The 17,672-nt window shown below is 50.1% G+C and carries 13 protein-coding genes; 3 read left to right on the forward strand and 10 right to left on the reverse strand.

Annotated features, from left to right (window positions below; translation table 11 throughout):
* Positions 1-50: 50 nt before the first annotated feature.
* From HP567_RS30125 to HP567_RS23690, 10 genes are all read right to left on the reverse strand, one after another.
* Positions 51-3,983: a hypothetical protein gene (locus HP567_RS30125; protein WP_173610966.1), complete on the reverse strand. Its 3,933-nt coding sequence runs from the start codon at positions 3,981-3,983 to the stop codon at positions 51-53.
* Between the two features lie 33 nt (positions 3,984-4,016).
* On the reverse strand, positions 4,017-4,481 hold the full coding sequence (locus tag HP567_RS23650) for a phage tail protein (RefSeq protein ID WP_173610965.1): 465 nt from the start codon (positions 4,479-4,481) through the stop codon (positions 4,017-4,019).
* 5 nt (positions 4,482-4,486) lie between these two features.
* Positions 4,487-4,678, reverse strand: coding sequence for a DUF6760 family protein (locus HP567_RS23655; RefSeq protein WP_007721336.1), 192 nt, complete (start codon positions 4,676-4,678; stop codon positions 4,487-4,489).
* Positions 4,675-5,052, reverse strand: coding sequence for a hypothetical protein (locus tag HP567_RS23660; protein WP_007721338.1), 378 nt, complete (start codon positions 5,050-5,052; stop codon positions 4,675-4,677). The genes HP567_RS23655 and HP567_RS23660 overlap by 4 nt, the downstream gene beginning before the upstream one ends.
* 86 nt (positions 5,053-5,138) lie before the next feature.
* Positions 5,139-5,570 (reverse strand): phage tail protein, encoded by a 432-nt coding sequence (locus HP567_RS23665; protein ID WP_007721341.1) that lies wholly within the window; start codon positions 5,568-5,570, stop codon positions 5,139-5,141.
* Between the two features lie 37 nt (positions 5,571-5,607).
* Positions 5,608-7,368, reverse strand: coding sequence for a phage tail sheath subtilisin-like domain-containing protein (locus tag HP567_RS23670; RefSeq protein WP_173610964.1), 1,761 nt, complete (start codon positions 7,366-7,368; stop codon positions 5,608-5,610).
* A gap of 181 nt (positions 7,369-7,549) precedes the next feature.
* Positions 7,550-8,356, reverse strand: a complete 807-nt coding sequence (locus tag HP567_RS23675; protein ID WP_173610963.1) for a hypothetical protein — start codon at positions 8,354-8,356, stop codon at positions 7,550-7,552.
* Positions 8,356-8,928 (reverse strand): DUF4255 domain-containing protein, encoded by a 573-nt coding sequence (locus HP567_RS23680; protein WP_173611006.1) that lies wholly within the window; start codon positions 8,926-8,928, stop codon positions 8,356-8,358. The genes HP567_RS23675 and HP567_RS23680 overlap by 1 nt, the downstream gene beginning before the upstream one ends.
* 112 nt (positions 8,929-9,040) lie before the next feature.
* A complete protein-coding gene (locus HP567_RS23685) occupies positions 9,041-11,197 on the reverse strand; it encodes an ATP-binding protein (protein WP_173610962.1) in 2,157 nt (718 codons plus the stop codon).
* 18 nt (positions 11,198-11,215) lie between these two features.
* Positions 11,216-13,972 carry an adenylate/guanylate cyclase domain-containing protein gene (locus tag HP567_RS23690; protein ID WP_173610961.1) on the reverse strand — a complete coding sequence of 919 codons (2,757 nt, stop codon included), beginning with the start codon at positions 13,970-13,972 and terminating at the stop codon, positions 11,216-11,218.
* A gap of 170 nt (positions 13,973-14,142) precedes the next feature.
* Between HP567_RS23690 and HP567_RS23695 the strand changes: the two genes are divergently transcribed.
* The 3 genes from HP567_RS23695 to HP567_RS23705 are packed head-to-tail and all read left to right on the forward strand — an operon-like array spanning position 14,143 to position 17,658.
* The gene (locus HP567_RS23695; protein WP_173610960.1) at positions 14,143-14,529 is read left to right on the forward strand and encodes a DUF4280 domain-containing protein; all 387 of its coding nucleotides are present in this window, start codon (positions 14,143-14,145) and stop codon (positions 14,527-14,529) included.
* A gap of 19 nt (positions 14,530-14,548) precedes the next feature.
* On the forward strand, positions 14,549-16,222 hold the full coding sequence (locus tag HP567_RS23700) for an MORN repeat-containing protein (protein ID WP_173610959.1): 1,674 nt from the start codon (positions 14,549-14,551) through the stop codon (positions 16,220-16,222).
* A gap of 2 nt (positions 16,223-16,224) precedes the next feature.
* Positions 16,225-17,658: an eCIS core domain-containing protein gene (locus HP567_RS23705; RefSeq protein WP_173610958.1), complete on the forward strand. Its 1,434-nt coding sequence runs from the start codon at positions 16,225-16,227 to the stop codon at positions 17,656-17,658.
* Positions 17,659-17,672: the final 14 nt, after the last annotated feature.

The following is a 17,672-nucleotide window of genomic DNA, read 5'->3' on the forward strand; positions in this document are numbered from 1 at the left end:
TGCCTCTCTTTACCGAAGAAATAGTCGTCTGAGCATGCGGCAAATCCTGCTTATAAACCTCGTCGCTGCCGCTCCTGAGTGAGGCGCTTGTCCAGCTCCTTCATCATTTTATCCATCAATCGATCCACCTCTTGTGGGGGCAGCGACCTCTGATTGCCAGCCCCCTCTTGCACGTGTAAGTCGACCTGTCGCTGGGGTGGAAGTGTTGTCGTCTGCTGCACAGCGGTTTCTTGAGGCTGAATGCTTTTTCGCAAGTACTCCATGGACGGCGGCGACTGAACGGTAGCCACAGGGCTTGTGTGGCTGTCCGCTGTGCGTAATCCTCGTCGATGAATATGGGTTGCGTTTTCGGACAGGGAAAGCAGCCCCGATTCTTCTGACGCTCTTTGAGCTTGTTGGATTCGTTGCAGGAGTGGAGGCAGCATCGTCATTGCAACCATTGGCTTTGGAACAAGTGTTAGGGATGTGTTTTTTTCCGCCTGTTCTACTTTTTCCGTGAATAGCCCTGTTTTTTGCAGAGGAGTGAGACGAGCGTCTCGAATCTCGGCCTCCTGTGCCCAATCACTAGTTAGCTGTTTGATCGTCTGCATCTTCTGGTTAACCGTCAGAATCTGTTCATAGTTCGTTTGTTGAAAACGGCTGCTGCGACTGAACTGTCCAGAATGCAATCTGTCCATGGTTAAATCAATGGATTTTTCTCTCGCGAATGGAACGGAGCTGATTGGATGGTGGCGAGAAAATGGCTCCAATCTGTTGACTCGATCTTGTCGTTGGAGTGGCTCGATTGCACGTCTGTTTCCACTCTCATGCACGATACTGCGGGGCATCCCCACGATTTGACCATGCACAAGGCTATGGAATGGTCCCCATTGTTTCTGGACAACCATTTGTGCATCGTGACGATTCAGAATAGTCGAGAGTGGGTGATGGCTTTGGACATATGTTTCCGTCCGGAAATCAGTTTGGATAGCTTTTCTGATTTGCTCCATGACTTGAAGAAAGGAGCGAGCACGTAGGGCAACGGCGTTGGTCCGCAAGTTGGCTGTCTGCTGCAAGAAGTGGGAGCGACGGCTTTCTCGTAATGGATTGCTTTCGCCCTTGCGAGACCTTGACTGATCATTCGATTGCTTTTCACTGCTCGGGGAAGCTTTCCTACTTGTGCTTGTTGAGCCTACCTTTGCAAACCCACTTGTTGACGATAGCTTTGCAAACTCGCTCATCGCTGCCAGCTTCGCGCTTTTTTGCAAGAGGATCGTGAGTCCTAGTTCCACACTCCATCCAGCAGCTAGCTGTCGCAATGAGTTTCTGTCAGTGACGTCCTCGCTGGTAGAAAACGGCTTCGCAGACGTACTTTGCAATTGCTGATGATCTGCTCCTCCAAGTCCAATCCAATCTGTGGCACGAAGCTTTGCAAAACCAAAGCGGTTCAACCTGAGGAAAATGGCTTCCCGATCATGACGATGTGAATGCACGAATGCTTGACTTGTACTCTGTTCATTTTTTAGGAAGACGGTGTGCCGTAATGGTCTATGCACATGCTCGTGTACCATCGAGATCGTCGCTTTTCGTCCCAATAGGCTGAGCTTTTCTTGATTCTTGGAGAAAGGGAAAGCAACATTTGTCTGCTTGCCCCTCTCACTCTGAAACGACAGTAGCTGACGTACCATCTCGTTTGACATCTGAGAAACGTGCTGATTTTGCAGAAAATAAATAGCTGGCTGGACATGATTACTGACCGATGTACTCTCTTTCGTTAGAACATTCAGCAGGTGTATCAACCATCTACTAGGCGTACCTGCCACAGGATGCAGAGATCGATTCTCCGGTTCATTCAAAAGGTTCCTTGGCGCTTGAGTTCTAGTAGCAAGGAGCTCCCTTGCTCTCAGCTGTTTTACCGCCATCTGTTGAAGATGCACCCACTCCATCACAGACTTCTCGTTCGTCTCGTGATGGGTAGAACTTACGATACGATTCTGTAGTGTCTGCCAGAGTTGGCGATTCACACGGAAGACAGGCACGAAGCGATTCCCTACAAATCGTGCAGCACTTGCTGTACCTGCTGGCTCACGCTCGATTTCGTTATGAGTTTCAAGATATTGCTTGACCCACGGTTGGTTCAACCATCCTCGTTTTTCAAAGAAAACAGGATCATTGGCGGACTGGTAGCTCTGAATCCAATAAGCAGTGATCGATTTCCTGACAACTGACTGTGAGAGAAGCGGAAATGTTCGGGAGCTATCTGTGGTACGCGTTATACGCAATGGGAACGGTAGACCTTGCATATAGTGTAAAACGTGTAACGGCGAACCCGTCCTCCACTCTTGCTGTAGCATGTCAAGCTGCTGATACGAAGCACGAGACACAGCTGGAATCACATTCTTGTTACCAAAATGAGATTGCCCATGGCTCGATCTCAAGCGAATGGACTGCTCCCTAGCAATCTGATTCAACCCAGCTTCCTGTGAGATTCGCTGTTGCAGCCACTCGTATGTCCGCTGATTCCTTTGATTCTTTGTTGCCATCGTTTCAAATGGAAGCAGTTGCAGCGTATGTAATGGTATGCTAGGGGGTTTCTGCTCAACCCGAGACACCAACATGGTTGCCAGTTGCTCTTGGCTTAGGACAAGCTGACGCAACCAATGTAAAAAAGTACTCGACTGTTGTTCCCGCCAGCTGTCTATCTGCTTCGAGCTCTGTCCAGAACCATGTACGGCAAAATGCACAGGATCACTTTCTGCCTTCGAAAACTGTTGAGCCAAATGGAACAGCTGTTTAAAGCGTTCCCTTACAGCCTGCTGTTTGGTCCGACCAGTATCCGCTCGATGAAGTATGCGAGGCATTAAGGACGAGAACATCTTCGAAAGCTCATTGCTATGAAGTATCTTCCGTTCCAATGGGATTAAAGAAACATCAGACTGCGTTTCTATCATCCACTCGCTTTTTACTTGTAAATGTTGACGGCTTCTCGCGAAAACAATCGGCTGTAATACACGTAGACGTGGATGCGCGTTCATCGTCCTTGGACTTGTGATATCTCTGCCGTCATTTCCGGCTTTCTCCGTCCACACCGAGCGGTCCAAGAAAGAGCTCGCAGCCCGTCCTTCTACTCTTTTTAAGAAAACTGGAAAAAACCACGTCCCAATCGTTGGATCCATCCCTCTGTGAATCAACTGCCAAAAATGGCGAACTCCAATCTGTTCGAATCGGCCAGTTTTAGAAAGTGTCGATCTGACACGTGAAATCGAAATTGCATCTACTCTTGCCGCGAACCGTATCCGTTCAAGTTCATGTTGCAATCTCCTGCGTCCACCAGGATCACCCATTCGCACCGTGTGTACTAAAAACTCCGGTGAAACATAGGGAGTCTCAGGCGTCCAAAAACTTCCGCGTACCGTTTCCTTGCTGTCTGAAACCATTGCTTTCAAAAGAGGCGCGGCAAAATCGGCTGGGTGTATCTGCTCTTTTAACCGCCACTGCGGGAGCCATTTTTCAAGTGAGCTTCCTCGCTGAACCGAAGATTGAACATAGCTGGACCTGCGATATCTATCTCTTCCATTTGAGATAACCGTGATCTGCGGCAGGTAAACCTTCTCGATTATTTTGGATGACGCCCACTTCTGAAAAAGCTCATGTATCAAAGTAGCTGGTCGTACTTTTCGTCCTGATCCCGATGCTTGCGTCATCACCACGCGCTCTTTTGCCCCTGGTGAGCCAGCCTGTCCGTTCGGCAACCTTTCGCGATTCAATCCGAGGTAGGAGTCCACTTGTGCACGCATGCGCACATGAATGAAGGTCTGATGAAAGTGGTTTTCCTGCCCTCCGATACTCGGCGAAAAATCACGATGGATCAAAGCGAGGTAGCCGGGATCGCGACCTTCCCCGTGCCGATACTTTTGCATGATGCCCTGTGCAAAGCCTTGGTTGGACGCTCTTGGCAGCAGTGATGGACGGCGCGAAGGTGGGAGCTGCTTGATCGTTATCATCGTTTCTTTTGCTCCTTGCAGACGGGATACAGCTTAAAAATACGATTTTAAGCCTTGGTGCACGATTTCCAATGTCTCGACCGCCACTTCTCCATGCGTGGCCCGGAACTCCGGTCCAACCCACTTGACCGGATACGCCCCTTCAAATGCCCAAGCCCCCACGTCGTTTCCGTTTGGGTCCATAAGAATGATTGCCCCTTGCTTGCGCTTGCGCTTTTCTGGCGGGCCAAAGTGGAAGTCCTCATACCATCTCCACAGCTCGTTTGATCTCACAAACCCCCGTTTGAAGACCAGATTGGGAAACTTGCTGCGTTTCGGCAGCTTGTGAACGAAATGATTCACGCCGCCCTCCTGGTATTCCTCCAGCTCTGTTTCAACCGCCAATCCGGACACTTCACTAAATCCAGCAACCCAGATACCATCCATCTCCAATCCAAACGGAAGAAAGTCCACACGAAATCGGAGGTTGGTGTAATATGGATTCTCATTGCCGAACACCAGACTCACCTCCGCTTGAACACATCAAAAACATTTTCCGGTTCGTCATTTTGCTTGCGATTGATGGCGGATATTTCTTCACACCAGCGCCGTCGTTCCTTGTGTTCCATCGACATGATCTCGTCGTGAGGCCAGTGAAAATAGTAGGCGATGAAGGCGGCTTCTTCATAGATCTTGTCGACGGGATACCCACTCATACTCCCTCCAGCGCCCCTGAAAAAGCCATATCTACCTGAAATTCATGCTCGCATTTCGGGCAAGATGTCTTGAACATCGAACTGTCCAATTCATTGATCTGTCTGTACAGGTTTTGCAGGTACGCGAGATCCGCTGTAAACAGTCGTTCCACCACTCTTGTATCTATTCCCCGTACATCTCCCAGTTTGGTAATCACTCTCGTCAGCAAAATAATCGTCAGGTAGCCGGGATTTTGCTGGACACGCGGATCACGCATCGGCAAAATCTCGTCAGCAGCCGTCGCCAAGCGCATGACCCCCCGCTTGTGCAGGTTTCCTTCTTCATCCACATAGCCGCGTGGGAGCTCAAATTCGTATTCCGTTTTAAATGCCATGGTGTCATCCTCCTCATCACCCGAGACCAACAAGAGTGACAAAGAAAAGCCTTTTCCTTGCCACTCTTAGGCGTCGGGATTTTCTATTATTTCGTGCGTGTCATTCCTTCGTGGGCAATTTCCAACTGCTCAATTGCCACCTCTGAGGACGTACCGTTAAAATCAGGGGCCGTGTATTTGGTCGGCCATGCTTCGATGACCTTCCATGTAGCGACATCATCTCCGGCTTCGTTAATGGCAATGATCGTTACCGTTTTGCGTGCGACCTTGCCCTGGATGGTGTCCTGCATCCAGTTGTACAAATCCATCGAATCCGTCACGCCCCATTTCAGCGTGATGTTCCCGTATTTCGCCAAGCCCGGGAGCTTGCGTGGAGTAATCACCTCATTGCCTTCGCGATACTCGACTACGTCCACAGACGCATCAAAGCCCGATACCTCACTGAAGCCTGCCTGCTGAATGCCGTCCATCTCTACCCGATACCGAAACTTGCGGTATGGATCCTTGCGATCTGCCATACTGTACCCCTTTCCTCACACCGTTTTTCTCCGTGAATTATTGCTGATCAGATGTTTTTTGTGTAATACGGAAGATGACGAACTCTGCTGGTTTGACAGGAGCTACACCAATCACGCAGATCAGTCTGCCATTGTCGATATCATCTTGCGTCATCGTGCTTCTGCCGATTTGGATGTAAAAGGCTTCCTGAGGGCTTGAGCCCATCAACGCGCCATCTCGCCAGACGCGCGTCAGGAAAGAATCAATCGTGCGTTGGACGCGGGCCCACAGCCTCTCATCATTTGGCTCAAATACCACCCAGTTTGTCCCGTTTTTGATCGATTGTTCTATGAAAATGAACAGGCGGCGCACGTTTATGTACTTCCATAGCCCATTGGATGACATTGTACGCGCGCCCCAGACGCGAATTCCTTGACCTGTAAACGCACGAATCAGGTTGACTCCCTTCGGATTCAAAATATCCTGCTCGCCCGTATTGTACTGGCAATCCAGTCCTGTGCAGCCACGTACGACCTCGTTAGCCGGGGCTTTATGGACGCCGCGGGTGTTGTCCGAGCGCGCGTATATACCAGCCATGGAGCCTGATGGCGGAATGTAGATGTTGCGCTTGTCCAACGGATCGAACACTTGCAGCCAAGGATTGTAGATGGCCGCGTATTGTGTATCGAAAATATTGCGATGCGTCAACACATCGCTTACTTTTTTCTTGTCGCGTGGGATATCGAGGATGGCGAAGCGACTTTTCAGGTTTTCACAATGAGCCACAAGCGCAAGCTGCACATTCGGGTCTGTCACGCCCGGAATGGCCATAATGCTCACTTCGTCATTATCGATGAAGGCTTGGATTCCCGTACGTTTTCCCGGTCCGTGGTCCTCCCCCATGTATTCGCCTGCTGACAGATTGGCGACAGAACCGTCGCTACCCCCTGCCAATGAGATTTGATACAGACCGAATTCCGTCTTTCCGCCCTCGGATTGCGTTTCTTCCGCCATCCCTGAAATGACGGTAAAAGGAGGGATGACTTCTGCGCTCGCTGGGGCAGCACCTGCTTCGACCTCGACGATATTGCTCTTGGACAGCAGCTTGCTGACATGATTGGCAGCAGAGACATTGAGCGAGCATTTGTCGAACTCTTCGGCCTCATCGTTGTAGAAGACTTGCACCGTAAATTCGCATGTGGACAAAATCTTGACCGGCAGCAGATTGTTATCGATGACGTCTCCTGTAAGCACGGTAGACAACTCGATCACATTGTCCTGCGAAGAAACCACTTCGCTGTACTGCTTCGTTTCACCGTCGTAGAAAGAAACAACATCACCTGCTTGAAAGCCTGCACTGTTTTTCACGCGGTATTTAGGAGCTTCGCCTAGCTGCTCGTAAATCTGCGTTTTTGCCTTGCTCGACGGAATCAAATTTACGCGGATCTGATTTCCCCATGCCCCCGGGTTTTTTGCCATAATCCGAAGGACAGCCCCTTCGCTGTTGCCCTCATTGGAAGCCGGCTTCGCATCTGCTGGCGCTACCCGCATCACATAGCAACGAGAGCCACCATTCAGAAAGAAGTGATCCACCGCATAGGCAAGATAGCGGTATTCGCCAAATGCATTTTCAGACAAATAGGAACCGAACAACTTGCGGAAGTCATTGACACCTGTAATCAGCTCAGGCAATCCCGCAACGGGTCCTTTTTGGGCCAGCCCGATAAAGCCGGCCGTGCTCGTACTCGCTCCCTCCATGGGAACGGGGCCACTATCAAACTCCTCGACATACACCCCTGGTGATAGGTACTCTGGCATCGTAACCTGATTGGAGAGTTCCGCATGTATCAGCAGCAGAAACCTGCAATCAGTCCCTCCCTCCGATTAATTTCATCACTTGCTTGACCACTTACAAAAATGCCGTTTTGATACGTGAGCCTTGCTCTATAATCAGGCAGCAGGATGTCATGGACCGACGCCAAACAACTGCCGGATCACCCTATTTAGGTCTGTTCATTTGGATGATACCTATGGATTGGTTCGTACCGGCTTGAATGGAAAGCTCGGCAAAACCAGCGGCTTCTTCCCGCCGCACTTCAATTTTCATACGCGCATGAGTTTTTTCCAGAAACAACGGAAGGGCAACTACGAATTCTCCTCTGTCGTCGCAGTGCGTTTCGAGCAGTGGGAGTAAGACAGTGCCTCTTGGGTAGGCAAAAGAAAGAGGTTCGGTCAAGGGATAAACCCGACCTTTTGGGGGACTTGCAAAACGAATGATCGTCCCTTTACATGTGGGTGTTTCGAGAAGAAAAGCGTCAGCCAAATCGACTTGGCCCTTTTTACTGGCTACGATTAGCTCCGTGGCCTCTTTGTCAGCATCCTCGGCCAATCTCACCGGGGCATCTCGCTCATACGAGATGACAGCCTGCACACAGGCACCGCCAGCTGGGGAACCATCCGCCACGCAGGCTCTCCCTCTAACAAGGGAGTCTCCTGGCCGGAATGGATAGGCTGGACTCGGATGCAAGTAAACGATTCGTTCGGAGCAAGATGTGCTCCCGGTGATCACGGAGAAGGTCACAGAGTAATCCATATACTCCCTGCTGCTTATGTTGAGTGTGTAAATCCCATCGGGCAAATCAGTAAAGATATACCATCCGTCCCCTTTTTCTATGGGCACTTGTGGATGATTCGCCAAGCGAACAGACAAGCTCGAGCGAAAAGGAGCTCCTCTTGTATACATGTCCACCAGACGGACGGCATACGAGAAGACGGAACGAATGCGCACCTGGAAATGCTGCTCCATTAACCATGACCTTCCCCTCGTATGCGAATATCCCGTTCCAGCACGCGCTTCGTTGAACGAACTCGGGTGGAATCGATATGAACCGGCCCGACCGAGTAGCCGATGGATAGCTTGTACGGAACATGCGGAAAGAGTTGGATGAGTTTATCAACGGGAGGCTGCTCCACGACGACACGAAGCTCTGTATCCATGTTTGCAAGGGAGCCTTGAAGCTGATCGCCACGCAAAATGGCGTTGTCGTAGAGAACCTGCATGGCACGCCCGAGGATGCGGTGCTCGTCCAGCATGCGGGTATGCTGTTCCGCTGGGGAATGGGCGGTCATTATGTAGGAGAGATTGACCGTCATTGGGGGATATCGCAACTGATCAGTACCTTCACTGATCATCATGTGCTGCCTCTCCTGACTTTCCCGGATTTCGTATAAAAACAAGGCTAAGGCCAAATCTCCTGGCTGAGCAGGCGAGCTTAGACCAATCAGTTCGGGTTGGCTAATCGGCTCCGGCGTCATCTCTTTTCGCAAAAGAGCGAGCAGCGTCTCTCCTACTTCAGCAATGGCGGTGTACTGACTGATACCCGCTCACCTCGACATTATTTGACAGAATATACTTATCATAACATTCAAATTAATGGTTTTACATGAATTTTTATCTAATTTTGTAAAATTACACACTTTCTTCGACACGCTACCTGCTGGCGTACTCCCCCAAATCCTCTTTCAATAGCAGCTTACCCGTCTTTTTTAACTCCTGCTTCGCAGCCGCAATCAAATGACTCATGGAAACGGGCGTGCCTTCCGATGCAGCCAAGAAGGATGCAGCGAGAACCACATTTTTGATCCCTCCCCCAGCAATGTGCAGCTTGGACGCGAGAAACTCAAAATCGATATCAGCAGTTCGCGGCGTATCGGTCGGGAACATGCTGCGCCATATTTCTTCGCGATAGTCCGGTTCGGGAAAAGGAAACTTCACCACGTAGTTGATTCTGCGCATGAAAGCCTCGTCAAAATTTTGCAAGAGATTCGTCGCCAAAATGGAGACCCCCTCATACTCCTCCATCTTTTGCAGCAAGTAAGCCGTTTCCACATTCGCGTATTTGTCATGCGAATCTTTCACTTCTGAGCGCTTGCCAAAAAGGGCATCGGCTTCATCAAAGAAGAGGATGGCATTGCCGATCTTCGCTTCTGAGAAGATATGGTGGAGGTTTTTTTCCGTCTCCCCAATGTATTTGCTGATCACCTGCGACAAGTCAATTGTACAAAGTTCCAAACCTAGTTCATTTGCCACGACTTCCGCCGACATCGTCTTGCCCGTACCCGGAGGACCTGCAAACAACATGCTGACGCCCTTGCCATAAGAGAGCTTTCGCCCAAAGCCCCACTCTCCCAAAACGACATTTCGGTAGGTCACCTGATTGCAGGCGTTCCGCAACAAAGTCAGTTGCTCCTCAGGCAAAATCAAATCTTCCCAGCTGTATTTGGGTCTCAAACGCGTGGCGTGCTTTTCTAGTGCATGCCTCATTTGCAGGAAGCAAGCTTCATGGAGATGTGTTTTCGTAATGATCCCGTCTTTCGTCTGCATCGCCATCTCGTTTGCTCTGTGCAGCGCCTGGTTGATTTGCCCGGCATTCAGCTTGAATTTTCCAGCCAAAACGCCTACATCAATCTCTTGAGAAAAGCTCATGCCAGCACGGCCCTTCTCCCATAATCGCCTCCTTTCCGTTTCATCTGGACCAGGCACCTCCATTTCCAGCCAAATCCGCTTCCCCAGAGCGTTTTCCGGCTTCCATTGACTTTTCGCCAAAATGGCAATGGGGCCCAGAAAGCTTTCGAGTTCATCCATCATCAGTTGCTTTCGCCCAACGGTTTGGACCTCTTCTGTCTTCAAAACCTCGAACTGATGCAAGCACAGCACCCCCCGACGCAGCTGCACCTCCCGCAATACCTGCTGGAATCTGCGTGAAAAAGCTTCCTCGCGGATCAAACGCTCTGCATCGACGAACAGCACTGGTCTCCTGACGCGATGAAACAGATGCTTGACTCGCTGCCTTTTGCCAACGCCAGTCGGACCATGCAAATGCAGGAGAATCCGCTCTGAATCTGCTCCTGCCGTTTCCCACAATGTGTCAAAGCGCTCCTGCAAATGAATCGCACTTTCTCCTACCAACGGTTCCAGCTCTTGATCTGGCAAGCTCCAGGATAGCCAAGGCGGCAGACTGGCATCACCTCCATCCCTTGTCGTCAAAAAGTGCAGCATACGTTCATCCAGCTTTAACGGCCGAGAGAGCCAAGAGCCGCTGCCCCCCATGTCCCCCTCGGTAAAAAGCAGCAATCGGCCCAGCTTGCTTTTTTGCGCAAATGCTGTCCAGGCCTCTATTCTCTCGGTCGCTGTCCGGCAAAATAGCTGCATCGCCAATTCGGGAGTAGGTGACTTGCATGTAATATCATCGAGGAGGTAGCCAAACAGCTTTTCGTACTTCCGATCCAGCTCGACTGCCAGGCAAAGAAATAAACATCCCAGCTCGAAGCGGTTGAGTGAAAAAGCGTCTGCCACTTCCAAAATCGGTACGCTACCCGCTTCTTGCATGTGCAGGGCATGAAGTCGTTCCTCGCATGCTGCCACCCGCTCTGCGAAGGCTTCCCATAGCAGCGTTGCCGGCGGAGCTGCCTCGAGCAATTGCACGACTTCTTCCTCTGTGACAATCACCCCCCTCATTTGATCCAGCGGATAATCATCCCCCTGCTGTGCTCGCACGGCCAGCAAGCGCATCAGATGAATATCCAGCCATCGAAGCATCTCTTCGTAATAGTTCCACTGGTTGTGATTCGGTTCGGGACTCGTCATTTCGCTTTTTCACCGCTCCTACGATATTTTCAACTCGCCAGACCAATCTCGCTCGGCCCCTTTTTGCGCGTATTCGTCACATAAGTAGAAATACTGTCGCGCCGCCTGATCCCAGCGGTTTTGCTTGATGACGGACAGAAAAGCGGAGCGTGCATCGTGAAACCTCCCATTCTGATACATCGCAATCGCTTGCTCAAACAAATCCTTCGTCTCATCCTTGTGCGCACGAATCTGTTCAGCGTCCCCCTCGTAGACGTCGTACAAATGCATCGGCTGAGCCTCCCCCTCGATATGCACCCAGCCTAAATCACGATATCGATACGGCGTGCTCTCTCCCATCTTGGCAAACAGCGAATCGGACATCAGGATGCAGGCCCCGAGCGTTTCCGCCATTTTTTCCATTTTCTCCACCACGCGGACGTGATCCGATATAATCGCAGCCTCTAACCGTGTCGCCTCGCCAATAATCCCCAGCATCAGCGGACCATGATGCAGAGCAACTCGCAACTCAATCGGATCGTATCCTTTTTCCGCCCGTTGCTCGTTATAGTCTGCTAACGTACGGCGCATCTGTACCGCCGCATCCAACCCATCTTTTGCCTCTTTTGGATAAACAGCAAGTACCCCGGGATCGAGATATTCGGTAATCATCCCTTGATTCTCGTTCACAATCGGGGCGAAACGTTTGAGAAACGCATTGATGACACGGAAGGTCGTCTCTGGTTGCAGGCGATGAGAGATGGCATGAAACGATTGCAGACTCATCCGCATAACGGCCATTTCCCGCTCCACTTGATCGCCCAGCTCCACGTCGAGTATGCTTTCCTTCCCGAGAAAATGGATAAACTGCTGCGGCACAAAGCGATTGTTCGCCTCGCTCATCCTCGTGATATTCGAAATGTACTGACGAATGCGCTTTGCCATTTGGTTGAAGCTTTCTGCCAGCTTTTGAATTTCATCCATGGAACGAACCCTGGCCACCACACTGTAGTCGCCTTTTCCCATATCGGAGACGTTCGTTTGCAGATTGCGGATGTTTCGGTAAGTCAGCCACGAGAAAAGGAAAAATAGACTCGCACAGATCGACCACACTAGCGCAGCGCCACGACCGAGCTCACGGGACATTTCGTTGTGCTGTATGCGGACCCCGTTCATTTCTCTGCCTAGCTCCAACACACCGGATAGCTTGCCTGCGGAGTTGTAGATCGGGGCCATCGCGTACATCCAGTAGCCTGTCCGATCCTGGGCTTTACCCGAGACGATCTCCCGTTTCATGACCACACTGCGGAACTCATCATCAATGGACACATTCTCAAACACTTCTGCGCTGTCATTGTCATCCATCATGAGAAACAATTCGCCATCTTTGTATTTGTAAATCGTTTTATATAACCCCCTGTTCACATTTACATCGTCTGGGACCTCCAGTTTTTTCAGGTTGGCCTGTATGGCTTGATAGTCCGCATTCATGTAGTCAATCGCTCCATTGATTCCATCCAGCCTGTCCCCTTCGATCAGCGTAGAAATAACATAGGCTTGGAGACGAAGATCGGTTTGATTTTCCTTCTCCATAAACGAGAAGGTCAGCTTCGTTCCCTCCAGTTGAAGAAATACAGGGACAACAATGAGTGGGGCGATCACAATCGTTTGCTTGATAATCAACGGAATCCGGAAGAGGCGAAACAACAGAAACTGAATGACACAAAACAGGAGAACTGCCACACCCAATCCTGTCCACCAGGTCCATTCCTTCAAGCGGTCTTCTCCGGATACAGACGGGGACGTGAGCTTGGTCATCACATTTCCTTGTTGATCCAGGAAGGCGAGTTGACTGTCTGTGGCGACTACGATCTCATACTGGGGAGTTACAGCAAACGCCGTTAAGGCACTGCTATCGCTCGACTTGATCTGCTCGAATGTTTTGGAAGGCACCATCAAGGCGATTTCATCTGGATGTGCGGGATCGAAGCGTTCAATGACATTTTGATCAGAATTGTAGAAAAGAAGACGACCTGCTGGCCCCACTTTGACATGATCGGGGACGGTACGATTCGTTTCCGAGCGTTCAGAGTGAATGTAGAGCGGACCTTTCACTTGAGCTTCCCCGCTTCCCTGGGGAACGTCGACCTGAAAAAACTCTCCGCGCTTAGTAGTGACATAGGTATTCCGTGGGTCTACTCCTGTGATTTCATTGACGTACACTTCATTAGGCAATTGGATTTGATAGAGTTGTGTGGGGGGTGAATCAGAGGGTACAAATTGATAGGCAATTACTTCAGGATGTTGATACACATAAAAATAAAGGCGATCTTTCGCAACTTGCAGGGAGCGTACCTTGCCAATTCGCTTGTACGAGCTGTTCGCTCCGTATGAATCTTCATACACGATTTGTACGATTTCTCCCTCTGGCGACATTCGCACGATTCTCTCGGATACAGTCCGCAAGCCAAAGCTGTCGAGCTTTGTAATCAGCACGTACGCATATCCTTCTTCGTCGATGGCTACCTCTGTGAAATTTTCCAAGCCTTCCTCTGGATTTTGCTCTAGGACTTGCTGGTACCGTAGCGTCCGATCGGGGTACAGGCTAGTCAGCTTTTGGTGTCCATCCGTTATGAGGACGACATCCTTTTGACTATTGACCGCGATGCTGTTGATCCCTTGAAACGGTTCGTCCTGCTTTCCGCTTCTATCCATGTTCCAAACGAGCAGCAAGCCGATCCCAACAAATACAATCAGCAGTCCGGTCAACCAGGAATACTTCTTGTTATTTCCCATCGTTTGCGGTTCTCCCATCTCTCGAAAACGTATTTTCGAAAATGATACCAAGCAACATTATACTAAAAATTACAAATTTCGCTATACATCTTCTCTATTTGACATTTATACTACTATACAGATTGATTTTCAATATCTTACCAGATGACTTATGAAAAGGAGTTGGCTTCATGGGACAACTTGTCTGCGGAGGAGCCATGCTACAGTGCAGCTTTGGTGCTGCTCCCAGTTCACTTATGGTGCTCCCGGTGAATCGCGTCACAACCAGTATGCCGATTGCAAACATCATGGACAATAAACCGATGGTAAACGTCCTTCCATTCGGGATGTGCAATACGATGTCCAACCCTCAGGTCGCAGCAGCCACAGCGGCAAAGCTGGGCGTTTTCACTCCGGTCCCCTGCGTTCCTGTCACAGCCGCCCCTTGGGTTCCTGGCTCCCCTACTGTTCTCGTCGCCAACATGCCTGCCCTCAATCAAACCTCCAAGCTCAAGTGCAGCTGGGGTGGCGTCATTTCAATCACGAACCCCGGACAAGCGACGATTCAGGTTCCCTGACAAGTAGGGAGGTTACGATATGGACAAACAACTCCAAAAGCTAACGGAACAAACGATTGTCGACCCGCTCACCCATCCGCTCAAAAAATGGGGGCAGGATTGGATAAAAAAAGGAGCCGCCCTCCCCAAGCAAGCCCTCGATTGGATCAAGAACGGCATTGCCGGATTATTCACAAAAAAAGAAACTTCACTCAACGATTACGTGCATATCGGCCGTTTTTACATCGCCAAACGCTTTCTCATTTTGACAGGACTATTCCTCCTTGTCCTGGCCTACTTCCTGTTCATCAATCCTCCCGATGCGCTTAACCGCTTTTTGCAACGTCCCATCGTCATTCACTTAAAAACTCCCAATCAACAGATTTCCGACACGGGTTTGGCGATCATCTACAACCCGGAAGGCACGATGATCTATTCTGGTCAGCTCGTGGATGGTCTGTATGACGGAAAAGGCGAACTCTATGATGACAATGGCAAGCTTTTCTACAGCGGCGAGTTTAAAAGCGGCACTCCGCAAGGCTTGGGCAAAGGATACCGGAAAGGCGTTCTCGTCTATCAAGGCGGGTTTGACAATGGGGTATACGCTGGTCAAGGAGCGTTGTACAACGACAACCAGCAAGTTGTTTTTCGGGGAGATTTCAAAAATGGGAAGCTGGATGGAGCCGGTCAGGAATTGTACACAAATGGTGCAATCAAGTACGAAGGTGCTTTTCAAAACGGGGTGTACAACGGAGCAGGCCGACTTTTTACGAAGGATGGGAAGCTGCTCTACGACGGACTTTTTGACAATGGCTTCTACGGCGGCGAAGGTACCGATTACTACGAAAACGGGCTCGTGCAGTATAAAGGGCAATTTGTGGACGGCAGATACAACGGGGCCGGGAGTCTTTTTGATCGGGATGGCAAGCTCGTGTATGAAGGGCATTTTCGCAATGGGCACTTCAATGGAACCGGAACCAAATTCTCCACCAGTGGCAGCATCGTTTATCAAGGTGATTTTTTGCTGGGCGTGTATCACGGGCAGGGCGAGCTGAAAGATGCAAGTGGCGTAACGCTGTATAAAGGCGGCTTTGCCGAAGGGCATTATCACGGAACGGGAGAGCTTCGTTCTGCCGAAGACGCTCTGTTGTATCAAGGGCAATTTCGGGCAGGTGCCTACGACGGCATCGGGGTACTCTACAACCAGGAAGGCTTGCCTCTATATACAGGTTTTTTTCGCGAAGGGCGCATTCATTTGCCAGGATTCATTGGCATCTCCCGGAGCAAGCTGGAGGAAATCATGGGCAAGCCCGACGATGACACACCGAAGGAAGCCGAGGGTGCTGTTCCTCCTCCTGCCGATCAAAAAGCACCCGAAGTTCCACCAGTAAAGGATACCACCTTATCGCCGCAAAAACTTTCATATCGTGAAATGAACATGGCTTTTACACTTGAACCAGCACCAGGACTCCCTGACAAGCAGATTGTCACTGCCGTTCACGTATATCACCCACAGGTCATCTCGATTGTCAAAGAAGATCGGAACGAGCTCGACAGCAAATCTGCCATTTTGCCCAAGACATCCTCCACATACTCTACCCGTACTGGCGCTATCACGAGCTATTTGGTCGACCCGTATCTGTATCTCTATTTCTATCAGGCACAGCAAAAGGAACCCGTTCAATTGGACGTGTCAAAAGCAGAGGGGGTGTAATCATGCGACGCTATGAATCTAGCAAGTCGTCTATGGATGCGATTCAGGAAAAACCGAAAGCACCTGTCTCCAAGCCCATGCTCCAACCGAGCCAGATCCAAAGAAAGGCGAGTCACTCTTCCCACATCCTTTCGCTGCAAAAGACTCTTGGCAACCAGGCCGTCCAGCGCATGTTATCGAATACTCCCCTGCAAAAATCGGAGAATTTCTCTTTCGGCAGCGGCCGCTCGCTCCCCGGTTCCGTCCAAGCAAAAATGGAAAAGGCTTTTCACACTGATTTTTCAGATGTACAAATTCATCCAGAATCGTCTGTCGCCTCCCAAATCGGGGCTGTTGCCTTCGCCCAAGGGAATGACATTCACTTTGCTCCGGGGACGTATCAGCCAGAGACGCATAGCGGCCAACAGCTACTCGGTCATGAGCTGACACATGTGGTCCAGCAACGACAAGGACGGGTACAGGCGAACGTTCCTGATTCCAGCTTGCCCATCAATGATGATCCGGCTCTGGAAGCGGAAGCTGATCACTATGGGTCACTGGCAGCAGCAGGAACCATGACGGATGATACAGGTACGGATGCTTCTGGTTCTGTATCATCCCCCATTATCCAAGGCACTTGGGATGAAGCTTTAAAAGATGCACGAAGAATGTGGGGTAAGCATGTGGATAAAACCAATGACTTGCATGACGGCACAGTCAGTGAACTTTTTGACAATGTTGACTACTTAACCTTCAATGACAAAGTGCGCTTCAGCTATAGTCTGCATTCCAAAATATCCGATATTTTTTCAGTTACAGGCGGGAACTATACAGAACTTGAAGAGGCACAGCGCCTTTTGGGAGAGGAAATCACGCCTTTTTTCGGTCAGGATAAGGACAATGATCCTGACATCGATTACAGCTATTGGGAGGAGCAAGAAAACGACAACGATGAGAGAGTCGACATGATGGACGAAGACGAGGAGAATTCAAATGTTTTACACGTGGAAAAACGCGTTGCAATGGAGATCAAGACGATCAGTTCCCATGATGATTTACAAATTAACGCACGTATTCACGAGGCGATTGGTCAATTGGATAAACGACGAGATACCGATCAATATGATGAATACGTCATCGTCATTCAAAAATATCATCCAGAAAATCCTTGGCCGTACACCAAAATGGAAAACCGGGCGGCTGCCGAACTAGGCGATCTCAAGCAAAGGGTTATTCAAAGATTGGGGAGCATGACCAATCTGCCCAACTATAATATCAAGGTTATATTCCGCGGCATCACCAGAGGTACACCCACAGGCGGAACCGGTGGTGTAAATCCTGCATTCATTATCCCGGAACACATCCGTTATTCGAATATGCCATCGTATTCGTTGGAGTGTTACTACTGGGGTGAAATCGGGGCAGGGTGGCTGGTAGATGATCCTGTTCGCGAATAACATGATAAAACGAC

It is taken from the genome of Brevibacillus sp. M2.1A, from assembly GCF_013284355.2.
Classification (GTDB): Bacteria; Bacillota; Bacilli; order Brevibacillales; family Brevibacillaceae; genus Brevibacillus.